The sequence below is a fragment of the Paenibacillus sp. NRS-1760 genome (assembly GCF_050467785.1).
Taxonomy (GTDB): Bacteria; Bacillota; Bacilli; order Paenibacillales; family Paenibacillaceae; genus Pristimantibacillus.
In genome coordinates this window covers 472,637-488,172 of record NZ_JBITPK010000014.1, presented here as the reverse complement: position 1 = coordinate 488,172, position 15,536 = coordinate 472,637, and the positions used below count along the sequence as shown (strand labels likewise).

Below are 15,536 nucleotides of genomic sequence, written 5' to 3'. Positions count from 1 at the left end.
ATGTTTATTTCCAAAGCTCAACACGATTTTTGTAATTGGCTGTATAAATAGCTTCAACCTTTGCATCTCCAGCAGCCTTCATGTCACTAAGCATTTTATCAAAAATGCTGTTTGCTTCTTCAGGAGACTTCGCCATAATCGCTTTCGTCAGCCCCTGCTTCACAATATCATTAACCTTCTGCTCATTCAGTGCTTCAGGCGTTCCTCCCTGAGGTCCAAGACCATCGAAGAGTACGGAGTCATACACCGAGTCAGACAAGTTTTTGAGTGCCATCTTATCGACAGCGCCACGTTCGAAGCGGCCCGCTAAGTCATAAGGTGTGCCGTCGGAACCATTGCCGTTTTTGATAAACCAAGTCCATTTGCGAATGCCAGATTCCTTTGTATAGGCATTCCAATCGTCTTTAAAGCTTTGCAGCACTTCTGGACGCGGCGTATGCTTGCCATCCTTCATATCCCAGTGCTGGCCTTCAATTCCCCACATCAGCAAATATTGTCCTTCTTCGCTCGCTAGGAAGTTCATAAACTTCATCGTGCGTTCCGGGTTTTTATTTTTCTTCGTAATCGTAATCGCATCCCAGCCAAGTGAGCTGCGTCCACCGTATGTCGTTTTTGCAGGATCTACACCATCTGCTACAACTTTGTAAGGGAACAGCTGTGATTCTTCACCACGATCCTTCTTCAGAATCGTGTTTGCTCCTCCAGCATCCCAATACGCGCCTGTTGAAGCAAATACAGAACCTGTCGCCAATTTTTGTTCCCAAGCTTGCTTTTTGTTAATCGCCCATTCCTTATCGATCAGGCCCGTGCTGTACAAATCATTCATGTACAAAATCATTTTGCGGTATTGCGGGTCTTTCACATCAAACTTCAGCTCACCATTCTCATCGTAGAAAGGCAGCATACCGAACATACCTTTGAAAGTCCCTAGTGTACCGCCAAAGTTTTCTCCATCCATCGATAGAGCGATTGTTTCTTTACCGTCCATCGTAGGATATTTCGCTTTAAAATCAAGCAATAGCTGCTTGAATTCAGTTTCCGTGAATGGCACTCCGCCTTCTGCTTTATCAGGAGCCAGCTCCTTCAAAATATCTTTACGCATATTGAAGCCAAATACGGGCTCATTCTCAAACCCATACCAGTTGGAAAGGTAATAGTTTTTACCGTCTTTATAGCGCGTTTTGTTAAGCACATCGCCATACATTTTTGCTACATCCGGGCCGTTTTTTTCAATCAAATCATTTAGTGGAATGATAGCACCCGACTCAATGTATTTGTTAACCAAATCACTGCTTCTCTCGAACATGATGAGATCCGGCAGATCATCACTTGCAAGCATCAGATTCAGCTTCTCCGCTGGATTGCCGGTTGGCTGCTGAATTTCTACTGTGATTCCTGTCCGCTTCGTAATTTCTGCCGCTACCGCGTTGCTGAATTTATCTCCCGTATTTTTATCGAAAAAGGTTATGGTCAGTGGTTCGTTAGACTTGTCATTTCCAGCGCTATTCTCGCCAGCACTCGAGTTGCCGTTTTCTTTAGCATTATTGGAGCCGCAAGCTGATAATACGGAAATGACAACGATCATGCTTAAAAATAATACGATCCATTTTTTAGTACGCATAGTATAAATCCCCCTCTTAAGTGATTCTATTATAGTACATTTTTATCCCTATTTAAGCGTGATCGGCATCACCTCCAACAAAGTTCCCGCTTTATTAGCTTTTTACTGCACCAAGGGTCATGCCTTTAACAAAATATTTTTGTAAAAATGGATAAACCATTAATATCGGAAGCGTTGCTACCATAGTTGCCGCCATCCGAATCGTATCCGGAGACACGGCCAGTCGTTTCGAAGCATCAGCGAGCTGCTGCGCATCGCCAACCATGGAGCTGGTTTGATACTGATTCAAGATTTTTACAAGCACGGCCTGAAGCGTCTTAAGATCAGAGTTATACGTGAACACGTAGGAATCGAACCAAGCGTTCCAGTGGCCAATAGCCGTAAACATGCCGATCGTCGCGAGCACTGGTGTCGTTAGCGGCAATATAATTTTGAAGAAAATTTGCATGTAATTAGCGCCGTCTATTTTGGCTGATTCATCCAGCTCCTGCGGAAGCTGCTGCATAAAGGTTCTTACAATAATCATATAAAAGACGTTCATCATACCCGGTAAAATAAACACCATAAAACTGTCAATGAGATGCAAGCTTTTGAGCACCATGTAATATGGAATGAGCCCGCCGCCAAAATACATCGTGAACACAAAATACAGTGACCAGAACCGATTTCCAACGAGCTCACGTTTACTTAGTGAATAGGAAAGCATACTAATGACAATAACCGCGAGTGGCGTTCCGATTAGCGTCCGCAGCACCGTAACTTTAATGGCCGTCCAAATCTCGCTATCGGATAAAATTTGCTTATAGCTGGCTAGGCTGAAATCTCTTGGCCACAAATACAGATTTCCTCGCAGCGTATCTTCAGCACTATTAAACGAAATGATAAATATGTTCCAGAAAGGATAAAAGGTTACGATAAAAACTGCGATGATGAATAAGTAGACGATCGACATAAACAGAAAATCATTTTTAAATTTTGCCATGAAGTGTTCTCCTTTTCTTGTTTGTCCTAGAACAACGACTGTTCATTCATTTTTTTGGCCATCTTATTGACGCTTAGTACAAGGATAAACGCGACGACCGATTTGAATAATCCAACAGCTGCTCCGTAAGAGAACATTCCGTTTTGCAAACCATATTTGTACGTGTACGTGTCAATAACTTCCGAATATTGGAGCACCGTATTATTTTGCATCAAAAATTGCTGATCAAAACCTGCATTCAATATTCCGCCTACCGCTAAAATGGCAAGAATGATAATGGTCGGTTTAATAGACGGCAGCGTGATGTGCAGCATTTGCTTTAATCGGCTTGCCCCGTCTACCTTCGCCACCTCGTACAGCTCCGGGTTAATAGCTGAGATAGCGGCCAAATACATAATGGCGTTAAAGCCCATGTCCTTCCATGTGTTGGAGAAAGCGATAATCCACCAGAACAGCGGACCATTTTGCATAAACTGAATCGGCTCATCGATAATTCCAAGCCCCGTCAACAAATTGTTGATGACACCGCTTGAAGAAAGTACCGTGATAATAATATTTGCAGCAATGACCCACGAAATAAAATGAGGCATGTAAGATACCGTTTGAAACGTCCGTTTGAACCAGCCATTGCGCATTTCATTAATCATTAAGGCAAGAATAATCGGCATTGGGAAACCGAATAACAGAGATAGAAAGCTTTGTGCCAGCGTATTGCGCATTACTCTGACGAAATCGCCATTCGTAAAGAAGTAGTTAAACCACTCCAGCCCTACAAACTCTGTTGTAAAAAACTGTCCAAAAAACGATCCTCCGCCTGGCGAGTAATTAATGAAAGCCATGTATAAGCCAAACATCGGAACGTATGAAAATATGAGTGTGACGATTAAAGCCGGAAGCATGAGCACAAATAACAGCCGCTGTTCCTTCAATCTGCCCCATATATTTGAATTTCCAATGCTGCGCTTCTTTTGGGGTGGAACAGATTTACTTGATTCCGCTTTCATTATGGATTCCATTTAATAACCTCCTGCCAATCTTGCGTTGCTTAGTGACTTCATTATAGGTCGGCCGCCCTGCCCATTCTATACAAGCATTTACCGATTTGTAACGCAAAACGACACACTTCCATATGCTCCATTGTTGAAATGCGGTATTGCAGATAAACTAAATAAACATTCAAAAACAGATACATGATAAAAGGTGGGAACAAGCATGTACAGCATTTTGATAGTGGATGATGAAGCCATCGAGCTCGAAACGATGGAGCATTATGTGCCATGGGACAAAATCGGCATTACGGTCGCGGGAACGGCGCGAAATGGCAAGGAAGCGCTTAGCAAGCTGGCTGAATTAAAGCCTGACATTATTTTGACAGATGTCCGCATGCCCATTATGGACGGGCTTGAATTCGGAAGAAGAGCAAAGCAAATCGATAAGAACGTAAAAATCATATTTTTGAGCGGACATAACGAGTTTCAGTATATTAAGGCAGCGCTGAACATTGAGGCGACTGGCTACTTGTTAAAACCGATAGATATGGAGGAGCTGATCGCGTTAATTGAGAAGGTTAAGAAAAAGTGCGAGGAGGAACAGTTATCAGATCAGGGCGGTGAATGGCTGCGTGAAAAATGGATGACCCGTATTATACGCGAGCCAAATGAAGAGAAGCGAAAGGATTGGATTCGGAAATGGGAGCTTAGCTCATCTGATTTCAGTGCAAGCAGGGAGTTTGCAGCCTTTTATGCAACGATAGATGCGCCGGCAGACTATCCGATTTCGGCGCAGCCAGCAAGCGAAGCCTCTCCCGATAGAGTGGAGCTATTGCGGACTATTGCCCGGCAGTACCTCGATTCCTTTATTGTTGTTGAAAGCGAGCCACATGCTTTATTCGTTCTCTTTCAATGGCGAAATGAGCAGAGAGCCGCACAATCTACAACGGATTTCTGGGAGAAGTTCCGAGAGGAGCTCTCGCTCTCCTTCGGCGCACAAATTACGATAGGATTGTCCGCGCCGCATGCCGGGTTTCATCTTATTTGGGATGCCTACTTGCAGGCGCGAGCTTGCAATGAGGAGAAGTTTTTCAAGCTCGGCGGAGCCGTCATAACGCCGGATGATTTATTGCCTACCAAACAAACGGATGATGATGGCGAGCAGCTTGCAGCTCGGCTTGCTTCCGCCTTGCAGTCAGGAGACGCCAAGCAGGTAACCATGCAGTTAGAAGCGCTCTTCTCAACGATTCGCGTAGAACGTATCCATCGAAATTTTACTATTCGAGCCATTATTAGGCTAATGGCTGCATTAGAGCAGCATTTCTCCATGCTGCTTGCAGGCTCGCTCAAGGACTTGCTGCTTGTGGACCATTGGAAGGAAATCTCGTCGATGAGCTCATCCTCACAGATTCAAGCTTATGTCATGCACTTCTGTGAAGAAATAAGAAAGGCTTTAAGCGAAAGAGATGTTGACCGCAATCAAGCCGTAGCCGACCAAATCGTTAAGCTTATTAGTGAACGGTATCATTTGCCGCTTACGGTCGAGGAGATTGCCAAGGAGGTCTACTTATCACCCAACTATATTCGAAGCATTTTTAAAGAAAAAATGGGTGAGACGATTCTTGATTATATAACGAAGGTTCGTATGAACCGGGCAGCTGACTTGTTAAAGGACAAATCCCTTAAGGTGCGTGAGGTCGCTCACAGCGTCGGGTATGAGAACGTCTCTTATTTTTGCTCCATCTTCCATAGGCACAAAGGCAGTACACCTAATGAGTTTCGGAAAATGTATCTATAGGCTGGAGTGAGAGCGCATGAAAAAGGTAACAGGCTGGCTGACGAGGCCTTTTAACAATTTGCGGCTAAGAGAAAAGCTGTTTGTCATGTTTTTACTCGGGGCCATTATTCCTTTAGTGTTTTTTGTTCTATATTCTTATCAGACGATTAAGAGCGAGCTTTCTGACCAAATGTACACGAACTCCGTTGCGTCTGTTGCTCAAATCAATTCAAATTTAGAAAATAAGCTGGATACGTACACAAAGCTTTCAGCAAATCTTTATTTAAACAATTCGCTGCGCGCTTACTTAACGAATAACTATACAGAGGAGCCATCTCTGTTTGTTGATGCCTATCAATACATTAATAACACTTTTTCGAATATGCTGACTACAAATCCAGATATTCATTCCATGTCTATTTATATTAATAACGATTCGCTACCAGCTGACGGCATTTACATTAAACGAATGGATGATGCGTTCAAACGGTCGACTACGTACCGCTCATTGCTTAACAGCTACGGAAATGTTCGGTTTGTAGCAACGCCCCCTGTTGTTGACCAGCCTTCCATGTTTACGCTGACACGCATGCTTAATATTAGCAATCTAGACAATGCCTATGGAATTTTGACCATCAACATTTTGGAATCGGATATTTTCCGTTTGATGGAGAAAGAGACTTCAGAGAAAACGATATTAATCGTTAATGATAGCGGCCTTATTATGTCCGCTAAGGACAAAAACATGTTGAATCGTCCGCTTAATCAATTTGTGAAGGAGAAATTTCCGAGCGCCAGAGAAGGAAGATTCGACAGCAGCTTTAATGGAGAGAAAATGCTAGTCGTCTACAATACGACCAAATTCGGTTGGAAAAGCATCTCGCTGGTCCCTTACAGCAGCTTCCTTACCAAGGCGAATAAAACAGCTAAGCGGATTTTAATTTTTGCATTAATCAGCTTTGGGCTTATGACGCTGTTCATCTACGCCACAGCCAGACAATTTACGAAACGCGTCGATTATTTAGTCGGCATGATCCGGCGCATCGAAAGAGAGGAGTTCGATCTCTTCGACATGAGGCCGCTTGGACGCGATGAAATTGGCCAAATCGGAAATGTGCTGCGGAAGATGGCTCAGCGGCTCAGCAATTTAATTTCCGACGTATACAAGAAAGAAATCGATAAGCGAGAAGCCGAGATGAATGTGCTGCAAGCGCAAATTAATCCACATTTTTTGTACAATACACTCGCCTCCATATCGTCGCTTGCCATTCGAAATTCAGATCAGCGAATGAACAAAATGGTTACAGATCTAGCAAAGTTTTACCGGATCTCGCTCAACAAAGGGAAAAACAAACTTTCAATCCATGAAGAAATTCAGCTTACCCGCTACTACGTTGCCATCCAGCAGGTAAGATTCGGCGAACTCATTCGCGTGCATTATCAAATCGAGGAATCCGTACTGCCCTGCCCAATCGTAAAGCTAACGCTGCAGCCATTCGTTGAAAACGCGATGAACCATGCCATTTGGGACGACACGCTCGGAATAAACATTATGATAAAAGCTTATCGCGATGGCCATGATATCATTCTCAAAGTTATCGATGATGGCATGGGCATGCATATGCGCGGCCACAGCGGAGAAGAGCTGCCGGTCAGCAGCGACAACTTGTCTGGTTATGGCATTCGCAACGTCGACAATCGAATTAAACTTTTGTACGGCGAATCCTATGGCGTCTCTATTTACAGCAGGCTCGGAATTGGTACAACGGTAACGATAAGAATTCCTGGACGTTAACATGCTAGACAATAAAAAATCCCTCAAGCACTATTGCTTGAGGGATTTTTCGATTTCACAGCCATAGCTGCTTAGTCATGAATCTTGCTGCTGGTTTATTTTACGGTGATTTTGTAAAGCTTCGATTGCGCGCCATTCAAGTCCACCTTAAGTTGACCTGCTGCCTGACTGGATGCATTCGTCCATAGGTCCGTAATTTTTACTTTGGAGGACGATGGAATGCCAACACGCGCAAAATCTACCGTTTTCGACACAGGGGCATTCGTATAGTTAAATACTGCAAGATAATAATCTTTCCCTTCTTGCATGATGAATGTATCCGCAGCCCCTGTACCTGTGTTGCCCTCGACAGGCTTGAACGCCTGACCTTTAAGTGCAACCTCATTCACTTGCTTGTTAGTGAGCAGCTTCTTCATCAATTCTTGTGCTGCCGGATTGCTGACATCGTCTGAGCTTAGAAATACAGTACCGGAAATTGCCGCTGAATTGACCCGAGACTGTGCAGCATCAAACGAACCGCCCTTCACAAGCGTCATATAATCTGGATCGGTATACGGATAGATCGTTCCGTTCTGCCACCAGCCATAGGTAAGATTGTTTAGCTGATATTCCGTACGGCTCAGTGAGCCGTCAATATCACATGAGATCCGTCTAGCGTGGGCGTATTGACTCGGAAATAAAGGAGCAATAGAGGCGCTGATGAACATTTTTCCGTCAAGCACCTTATTGATATGAGCCATGCCTTGATTGTAAGCCTGAATGCCTGTTTGGACATTAGGGTCATAATGTTTGCCCTCGAAGGAGCCATGGCTTAAGAAATCGATTTTAATATACTCATATCCGTAATCAAGAAACCGTTTGAAATAATATTCGATCCGCTGCTTAGAGCCGGGATGAGTCGGATCGATCGCGTAGGCGCCGTCTACTTTCGGCAGCGGGCTTCCGCTTTGATCCCGCAAAATAATATCTCCATACGTGTATTTCCCGTCTGTACCCTCTACGACCTGACTCATGTTATCGCCCCAATAAACAAAAGGGCCATAATAAATGCCGGCTTTTTGCCCGTTTTTGTTAATAACCTTAACTGCTTGCTTCAGCTGCTCCTCGGACAGATTATCCCAATAGGAGTCCAAATTAATATAAACATTGCCTTTGTTCGAGAAGGAATTTTTCTGCAAATTTTTCTTGAAGAAATCAGACACAGCGACTACTTTATCGTAGCTTAAATCACTTTCGTATGCGCCCCAGCTGTTCCAGCCCACAGGCACACCCTTTGGCACACCGTGCTTAAATGCAAGCGGCGGAGCAACTGCAGCGTTCGCTTGACCGAAGCTCTCAAGGCCCTGGCGGTAGTCGGAATAGTAACCAACGAGAATTTGCGGTGAAGTAATCGTCGTTCCCGTTACCTTTCCATGTGGAATCGTATCATGCGTCGAGGTAGGGGAAGAGAAACCGCCGTATACCTTGAGCTTGTTTAAACGATTATCAGAACCGCTCCAATAGATTCCTGTTTTCCATTTATCATGTGTGACTGAACCAATAACCAATCCATTTCGGCTAGTATTATCATAAATAGCTGTCAATTCTGAGCTGACATAATTATTGTTGTTCAGACTTGTATTTATCGTCCGCGCTTGATATCTAGACCACGCGTCATTATCGAACGGAGCCACCAGCACCTTATTATCCGAGTAGCTTCCAAAATCAATTCCACCCTTGGCATTAAGTACAAGAGGAGCCATATCATTTGTGCTGAGTGTGTCTTTCCCCGTAACTTGTTGACTAATTAGAAAATAAGGCAAACGCTCATAAATTTGATAAATTTGCTTCATCGTTGGCAGACCGGACTCACGATTCTCAATCGTTAACCGAATGCCTTTGCCATGACCGTCATTTATTTTTTCAACTTTTTTCATGGAGAACAAATGCTCAGCGTAGTTTTTGCTGTCGAGCTGCTTGTCCAATTGGATACTGCTGTACAACCCTTTGGCGATCGTCTTATTGTTCCATTCGAACGCTGAAAGTCCAGACTCCGTGTTATAAATGATTTTGTAGACGCCGTTTGTTAAAGTGACGCCTGACTTATGCTGCTCCACTTTAATCGAGCCAAATTTACTGGAATCGATTTGCTTGCCAATATTGCCGATCCCATCCACATCACCCGGATTTTCGCCTGGTGCCTGCGAGCTGATGATTTCGATTTTATCAATATCCGGCGACCATCCGCCATTATCGTCAAATAAAATAGTATTGCTGCCCGCTTGCAGCTGTACCTCAATACTGAACACGCCAACCGTATCCCAGTTCGCAGTCGCAGGCGGGGAATAGGTCTCTTTCTCGCTATTGTTCACACGAATGGAAAATGACCGAGGATCGCCGGAAATATAGCTCACCTTCAAGGTATAGATCCCCTCTGCTGGAGCAGCAACCTTCTGGAAAAGCAGCGTTGAGCCGCCCCAAATGTCGCCTACCTTATTTCCACCGGAGCATTCCGTCTCCGCTTTGCAGGAGCGTACGGCAGAATTGCCGGTTAGCTTATTGTCCTGCCCTTCCGCTTCATACACTTGTCCGCTTCCAGCAGGCGGCTCATTCGGATCTGTACCCGGACCTGCATTCAGCAATTTCAGCTCGATCTTGTCAATATCCGGCGCGTATCCGCCTTCATCATCGAAACGAATGACGTTCTCGCCTTGACGGAGCTCCAGCTGGATCTCGTAAGTCCCTCGCGTGCTCCAATCTGCCGTTTTCGGCAAATCATAATGATCGGTTCCGCCGCCGTTCACACTGACGGCTAACGATCTCGGATCGCCCGATATGTAATGCACCGTCATCGTATAGATCCCTTTAGTATCCACATTCACTGCGTTGAATTGCAAAGCAGAGCCGCCCCACAGACTGCCTACCAGCTTATTGCCTGAGCAGCCAACCGCAAGCTCACAGTCCTTAACCTCTGCTTTACCGCTAAGCTGATTAACGGCTGCCTCAGCCTCATAGGATTGGCTGTTTACAGCAGCACCCGGCGTCTGAGCCTCAGCAACTATCGTATTCGCACCGACCGCCGTTTGGAATAACACAAGCAATGCAAAAATAATGGACCAACCTTTCTTGAATTTAAAACTACTCAACATTATTTCCTCCTCTTACTCGTTTAATATAAAGCGCTTTCTTTTTAAGTTTAAGGGTGAATCTCATGTTGAACTATCCAAGAATATTATGATTCGTACTGCAAACCCACTGACTTTAGAAAAATATAATATCGGATATTTACGATTGCAAAAAAATATCCCAAAAGCAGAATACACTGCTCCTGAGACATTTTTTTGCAATCACTATATTTATTTGCTCGCTTTAAGCATTTCCCCAATGGCCCCAATGCTGCCAAGTGTATCGATTGCCCGTGTTGGAATGAACACTTTATTCGCAGCTCCCTGAGCGATATCGGATAATGCCTCGAGTGAGCGGTACGTCAGTACATTCTCATCTAGTCCTGCAGAGCGTATAAGCTCAATTCGATTTTTCTCAGCTTCAGCGATGGATTGAATGGCCTTCGCTTCACCAAGCGCTTCCAGCTCCTGCGCATGGCGTTGACCCTCCGCTTGACGGATTCTAGCTTCCTTATCGCCTTCAGCCTTCAATATTTTACTTTGCTTGTCGCCCTCTGCCCGCAAGATCATATCCTGCTTCGCCGCCTCAGCATCAAGCACCATTGCTCGTTTGCTTCGCTCCGCCTTCATTTGCTTATCCATTGCATCTTGGATGTCCGCTGGCGGCTGAATATCAATAACCTCTACGCGCTCGATGCGCACGCCCCACTTCTCTGTCGCTTCATCAAGGGCGATTCGAATGTCGGTCGATATTTTCTCACGGCCTGATAATGTTTCATCAAGCTCCATTTTACCAATAATTTGCCTCATTGTAGCTGTGCTTATATTTCGCACCCCGTATACATAATCAGATATGCCATATGTAGCCTGTTCTGGGCCGGTCACTTGATAAAAAATAATCGTATCGATTTTGACTTGTACGTTATCCTTCGTTATGACCGTTTGCGGCGGAACGTTCGCCTGCTGAATACGCAAATCATGATACGTTCGTACATGATCAATAATCGGAATTAGAATATTAACCCCCGGCGTAAGCAGCCGATTAAACTTCCCTAGACGCTCGACAACGCCTATCCTTTGCTGCGGTACGATTTTGATCGATAATGATACAAAAACGACAACGATAACCAATAAAATAATCGCAATAATATAACCCATATCTAGTTAGCCTCCCCATTTCTCAACTTGAAGCACTGCACTTCCGCGACTGACAACCCTAACTGTATCACCCTTCAATAACCGTTCATTCGATGCTGCACTCCACGTTTCATTTCCCACCTTGACGATACCGGGTACATCTGCCGCAATATCCTCAAGCACAATTCCTTGTTTGCCGACGAGCTCGTCCACGGCATCCTTAAAACCTTTTGAGGAATGGAAACGACGAGTAATTGGACCTGTGAAGATAGTCAAGATAAGGACAATGATACACCCAGCCACCAGCTCCACGACAAATGAGCCCGGCCAAAACCAATCAATGACGGCAGCGACTATAGCACCAATCGCAAGCCAAAGCAAATAAAATGTAAGCGTCAGCATTTCCACGACGATCAGTATGCCAGCGAGAATAAGCCATATCACCCACAATTCCATCCTTTCACCTCCCCTTCTTCATTAATGTATTCGTATATGACCAGCGTATGATAAGAAAACACTTGTCAAACCCCGCTTCACTATGTAGAATCAACAAGGGTCAAAAATAGACAACCTATTAAATTGAAGGAGCTTATTCTCATGAAAAAAGCAATTGGGGTTCATGAAAGACCGCCTGCCCTGCAAAGCGCACTGCTAAGCTTGCAGCATTTATTTGCTATGTTCGGCTCTACCGTGCTCGTACCGAATATTCTCGGTGTTGATCCGGCAATTTGTTTGCTTATGAACGGAATCGGAACACTTCTTTATCTCTGGATATGCAACAATAAGATTCCAGCATATCTCGGATCCAGCTTTGCATTTCTCGCTCCAGCAGGCGCCGTAATCGGCGATCAAGTGGGCGGAGGCAGCTATGCAGCCGCATTAGGCGGATTTATTATTTCAGGCGTTATCTTTACGATTGTCGCTCTCATCATTCAAGCAGCAGGCACCGGCTGGATCAATGTTGTATTTCCTCCAGCAGCGATGGGGGCAATCGTCGCGATTATAGGTTTAGAGCTCATTCCAGTTGCTGCTCGGATGGCAGGCTGGATTATTCCGACTGATGCCGATCCTGCCGTCGTATGGAGCCCGGATCCAAAGATCGTAATCCTATCTACCGTCACCCTTGCCGTAACGGTGCTAGGTTCCGTCTTATTCCGCGGATTCATGCGCATTATTCCGATTCTGATCGGTATTACTACAGGTTATGTACTCGCTCATTTCATGGGCTTCACTGATTTCAGCAAACTCGCTGAGAATAGCTTTGTTCAATTGCCGCATTTCACTTTCCCTGAGTTCCACTGGTCGGCGATTATTGCGATTGCACCTGCGTCGCTTGTCGTCATTGCCGAGCATATTGGGCATTTGGTTGTTACAGGCAATATCGTAGACAAAGATCTATCGAAGGACCCAGGTCTGCACCGCTCTATGCTGGGCAACGGTATTTCCACCATTCTATCAGGTTTTGTAGGCTCTACGCCGAACACGACCTATGGCGAAAATATTGGTGTGCTAGCGATCACAAAGGTTTACTCCACCTTTGTCATTGGCGGCGCGGCTGTCATTGCGATCGTCCTTTCCTTCTCTGGTAAATTCTCTGCACTTATTTCCGGAATTCCAACGCCAGTTATGGGCGGTGTATCCTTGCTGCTGTTCGGTGTTATTGCTGCTTCCGGCTTCCGGATGCTCGTTGAGTCCAAAGTGGATTACAGCAAACCGACCAACCTGTTTTTGACAACCGTCGTTCTTGTGACTGGACTTAGCGGCGTAAAGCTTACAATCGGGGACTTCTCGCTTACTGGGATGGCGCTTGCAACCGTAGTAGCTATTATACTTAGTCTATTGTTCAAAGTATTTGACGTACTTAAGCTATCCAACGACCACGAATCATCAGGTCACTAAACACGAAAGACGGGGCCTCCTAAGAGGCTCCTTTTTATTTATGGCTCTATTATTTTTCAGAAATTTATTTCTGCTAGAAACTCATTTCCACCAAAAATCCCCCAAGCTGCTCTTCGGATATCACTCTAATGCCGTTTCTTCTAAGCAGGGCGGTCGTAACCCCATTTCCAGTCCTCTTATTGCTTTTAAACTCTCCATTATAAATCATGGCGCTGCCGCAAGAAGGGCTGTATTCCTTAAGTACAATCACTTCCGCATTTACTTCCTTCGCTTTTTTGAGCGTAATGTGTGCACCTTCCACATACATCGCCGTTACGTCCCTGCCCGATTTCTCTACTACTCTAGCTGTACCGTTCAACACATCATCGCCGTCGCCGCCAACAATTTCGGCTGACTCTCTTGGAGTAGAGAAACCGCCCAGCAATTCAGGACATACAGCAACGGCTTTCTTTTGCTGCACCAATTGTTGAATGATTTCATTTACACTATGCGTAGCATTATATCTTACCTCATATCCAGCTAAACAAGAGCTTACTAGGATCATAAACTGCACCTCTTTAAGAAAAATCATGATGTTCATTCATCTATTACTTTTATTGTACCATAGAAGCTGAGCAAGCTAATCTTAAGGAATCGTTACGATCCGCAAAAAAGTGCCTGCTTGCTTCCTTAATAGCATCAAGGTACATTTAACTTCTCTAGCAGATGTAAAACAAGCGCATAAACAATGTGAGGGAAAACGAGGGCGAGGCAGAATATTGCTAGAGTTATTTACTATAAAATAAAATGACCAAAGAGCCCTAGGAGACATCCTTAGGCTCTCTTTTTTTTGGTGCGCCTAAATCCTTTGAAGCAAACCGCTGCCGCTCTACATAACATAGGAGAAAAGGAGTGAGTCCCCCATGCCCGACTACCGTATTATCATCGATCTTTCCGATCGTCAGCTCTATCTGCTGGACGGCGACGTCGTCACTCAAGCTTTTCCCGTTGGCATCGGCAAAATGGTAACTCAAACGCCTACAGGTGAATTTACGATTATTAATAAGCAGCCCAATCCCGGCGGACCGTTCGGCGCCTTTTGGATGGGGCTCTCGAAGCCGCATTATGGCATCCATGGCACAAACGATCCTTCTTCCATCGGACATATCGTCTCACACGGCTGCATCCGAATGTTTAACGATGATGTACTCGCCTTGTCCAAAATAGTGCCTATTGGCACGCGTGTTACCATTCGCCCTTAGCCTAGCAGCCAGCTTTAGCTTTCAGCTTCATCTTGCTTCATCGCTTCGTACTCCGTGAACGGGTCTGCAATATCGATGTAATACGCCTCCGTGTCACTAGCTCCCACATAGAGCTCCGCTCGGTTGTTAGCCTTGCGGACCAGTCCACCACTGAAGATTACATCAACTAAATTCGGGCGTTTAGCCGGGCCCTCAGGGAAGTCGTTTCTTGTTGCTATGATTTTGACCGGTGACTTCTCTCTCGTCCAAGGATTGAGAACAAATGACATCGCATGATAATGAAGATTGGACTCCTCATCCGTATAAGAGATGTGGCCTAATACGCCGAGATACCCATTTTTGAGCAAATGAATTTCATTTGCCCCTCCCCATTCATCCTTTAGAAATTGATCACGAAACAATGGAGCATTAATAATAGCTGTTTCCGACAACTCCTCAAAGGAATCAATGATGCTAAAGCCGATTACAGCTCTCGTGCCTTCAATCCCAAATGGTCTCGAAAAAATACCGATCTTCCCGTCAGATAATTGTGTTAAGCGAATATCCTTCATGTTCCAAGGGCCTGTTGCAGCATGTACAAGCTCATGCAAATTTTCTCCTCGGTAAAGCACGGTTTTCCAGCCTATGATCGACCTCGATGTTTCAGAGTCAAAATAAAGATGGACACCGCCGAAGATCCATTCGCCGTTAATTTTCGTAATAAAGGGATCCTGCAGCTGAAACTTAGGCAAATCCAGCTTCGGAGTCCAGATTCCATCTTTGCATGTAAAAAAGATAATCTCGGATTCCTCCGAATGGCGATCTTCCACACGGCCGGCAATATAAAGCTCCCCCTCATTCAAGAATGGAGCAGTAATATTGTAAACATCGCGGTCCCCAACGCCAGCAAAATAAAGCTTCGTGCCTTGTTTTTGAGCAGGCTCATATTCTAGCAGCAGCTCTTTGCATGTTTTCGTTATCCATTCGAGCTTCATCATGGGGTTCATTTGAA

12 protein-coding genes are annotated in these 15,536 nt (G+C 44.9%); 4 read left to right on the top strand and 8 right to left on the bottom strand.

The features are described 5' to 3' along the window. Positions 1-4: 4 nt before the first annotated feature. The 3 genes from ACIFSR_RS21415 to ACIFSR_RS21405 all read right to left on the bottom strand — a co-directional run bounded on the left by ACIFSR_RS21415 (position 5) and on the right by ACIFSR_RS21405 (position 3,619). Positions 5-1,621 carry an ABC transporter substrate-binding protein gene (locus ACIFSR_RS21415; protein ID WP_430059813.1) on the bottom strand — a complete coding sequence of 539 codons (1,617 nt, stop codon included), beginning with the start codon at positions 1,619-1,621 and terminating at the stop codon, positions 5-7. A 94-nt stretch (positions 1,622-1,715) separates the two neighbouring features. After that, positions 1,716-2,603 (bottom strand): carbohydrate ABC transporter permease, encoded by an 888-nt coding sequence (locus ACIFSR_RS21410; RefSeq protein WP_076267442.1) that lies wholly within the window; start codon positions 2,601-2,603, stop codon positions 1,716-1,718. Positions 2,604-2,629: 26 nt separating this feature from the next. Continuing rightward, the gene (locus tag ACIFSR_RS21405; RefSeq protein WP_430059811.1) at positions 2,630-3,619 is read right to left on the bottom strand and encodes an ABC transporter permease; all 990 of its coding nucleotides are present in this window, start codon (positions 3,617-3,619) and stop codon (positions 2,630-2,632) included. 196 nt (positions 3,620-3,815) lie between these two features. Here ACIFSR_RS21405 and ACIFSR_RS21400 point away from each other — a divergent pair, with 196 nt between their 5' ends. Together ACIFSR_RS21400 and ACIFSR_RS21395 are read left to right on the top strand one after the other, a co-directional pair. Beyond that, a complete protein-coding gene (locus tag ACIFSR_RS21400; protein WP_430059809.1) occupies positions 3,816-5,390 on the top strand; it encodes a response regulator transcription factor in 1,575 nt (524 codons plus the stop codon). A gap of 16 nt (positions 5,391-5,406) precedes the next feature. Beyond that, complete coding sequence (locus ACIFSR_RS21395; RefSeq protein ID WP_430059808.1) at positions 5,407-7,164, top strand: sensor histidine kinase; 1,758 nt, start codon at positions 5,407-5,409, stop codon at positions 7,162-7,164. A 95-nt stretch (positions 7,165-7,259) separates the two neighbouring features. On the opposite strand, the gene ACIFSR_RS21390 is transcribed toward ACIFSR_RS21395, so the two are convergent. The 3 genes from ACIFSR_RS21390 to ACIFSR_RS21380 form a co-directional block, all read right to left on the bottom strand. After that, a complete protein-coding gene (locus ACIFSR_RS21390; protein ID WP_430059806.1) occupies positions 7,260-10,292 on the bottom strand; it encodes a carbohydrate-binding protein in 3,033 nt (1,010 codons plus the stop codon). A 207-nt stretch (positions 10,293-10,499) separates the two neighbouring features. Beyond that, on the bottom strand, positions 10,500-11,426 hold the full coding sequence (locus tag ACIFSR_RS21385; protein ID WP_339204557.1) for an SPFH domain-containing protein: 927 nt from the start codon (positions 11,424-11,426) through the stop codon (positions 10,500-10,502). Between the two features lie 6 nt (positions 11,427-11,432). Beyond that, positions 11,433-11,861 carry an NfeD family protein gene (locus ACIFSR_RS21380; RefSeq protein WP_339204558.1) on the bottom strand — a complete coding sequence of 143 codons (429 nt, stop codon included), beginning with the start codon at positions 11,859-11,861 and terminating at the stop codon, positions 11,433-11,435. 141 nt (positions 11,862-12,002) lie between these two features. On the opposite strand from ACIFSR_RS21380, the gene uraA reads away from it, so the two are divergent. Continuing rightward, complete coding sequence (gene uraA / locus ACIFSR_RS21375) at positions 12,003-13,304, top strand: uracil permease (RefSeq protein WP_339204559.1); 1,302 nt, start codon at positions 12,003-12,005, stop codon at positions 13,302-13,304. Positions 13,305-13,377: 73 nt separating this feature from the next. Here the strand turns inward: uraA and ACIFSR_RS21370 are convergent, their stop codons facing one another. Next, positions 13,378-13,848: a DUF523 domain-containing protein gene (locus ACIFSR_RS21370; RefSeq protein WP_430059803.1), complete on the bottom strand. Its 471-nt coding sequence runs from the start codon at positions 13,846-13,848 to the stop codon at positions 13,378-13,380. Positions 13,849-14,206: 358 nt separating this feature from the next. On the opposite strand from ACIFSR_RS21370, the gene ACIFSR_RS21365 reads away from it, so the two are divergent. Then, entirely contained in the window at positions 14,207-14,545 is a 339-nt protein-coding gene (locus ACIFSR_RS21365) for a L,D-transpeptidase (RefSeq protein WP_076267434.1), read from the top strand. A gap of 14 nt (positions 14,546-14,559) precedes the next feature. On the opposite strand, the gene ACIFSR_RS21360 is transcribed toward ACIFSR_RS21365, so the two are convergent. Then, positions 14,560-15,522: a DUF1861 family protein gene (locus tag ACIFSR_RS21360; RefSeq protein ID WP_430060417.1), complete on the bottom strand. Its 963-nt coding sequence runs from the start codon at positions 15,520-15,522 to the stop codon at positions 14,560-14,562. Between the last annotated feature and the right edge of the window lie 14 nt (positions 15,523-15,536).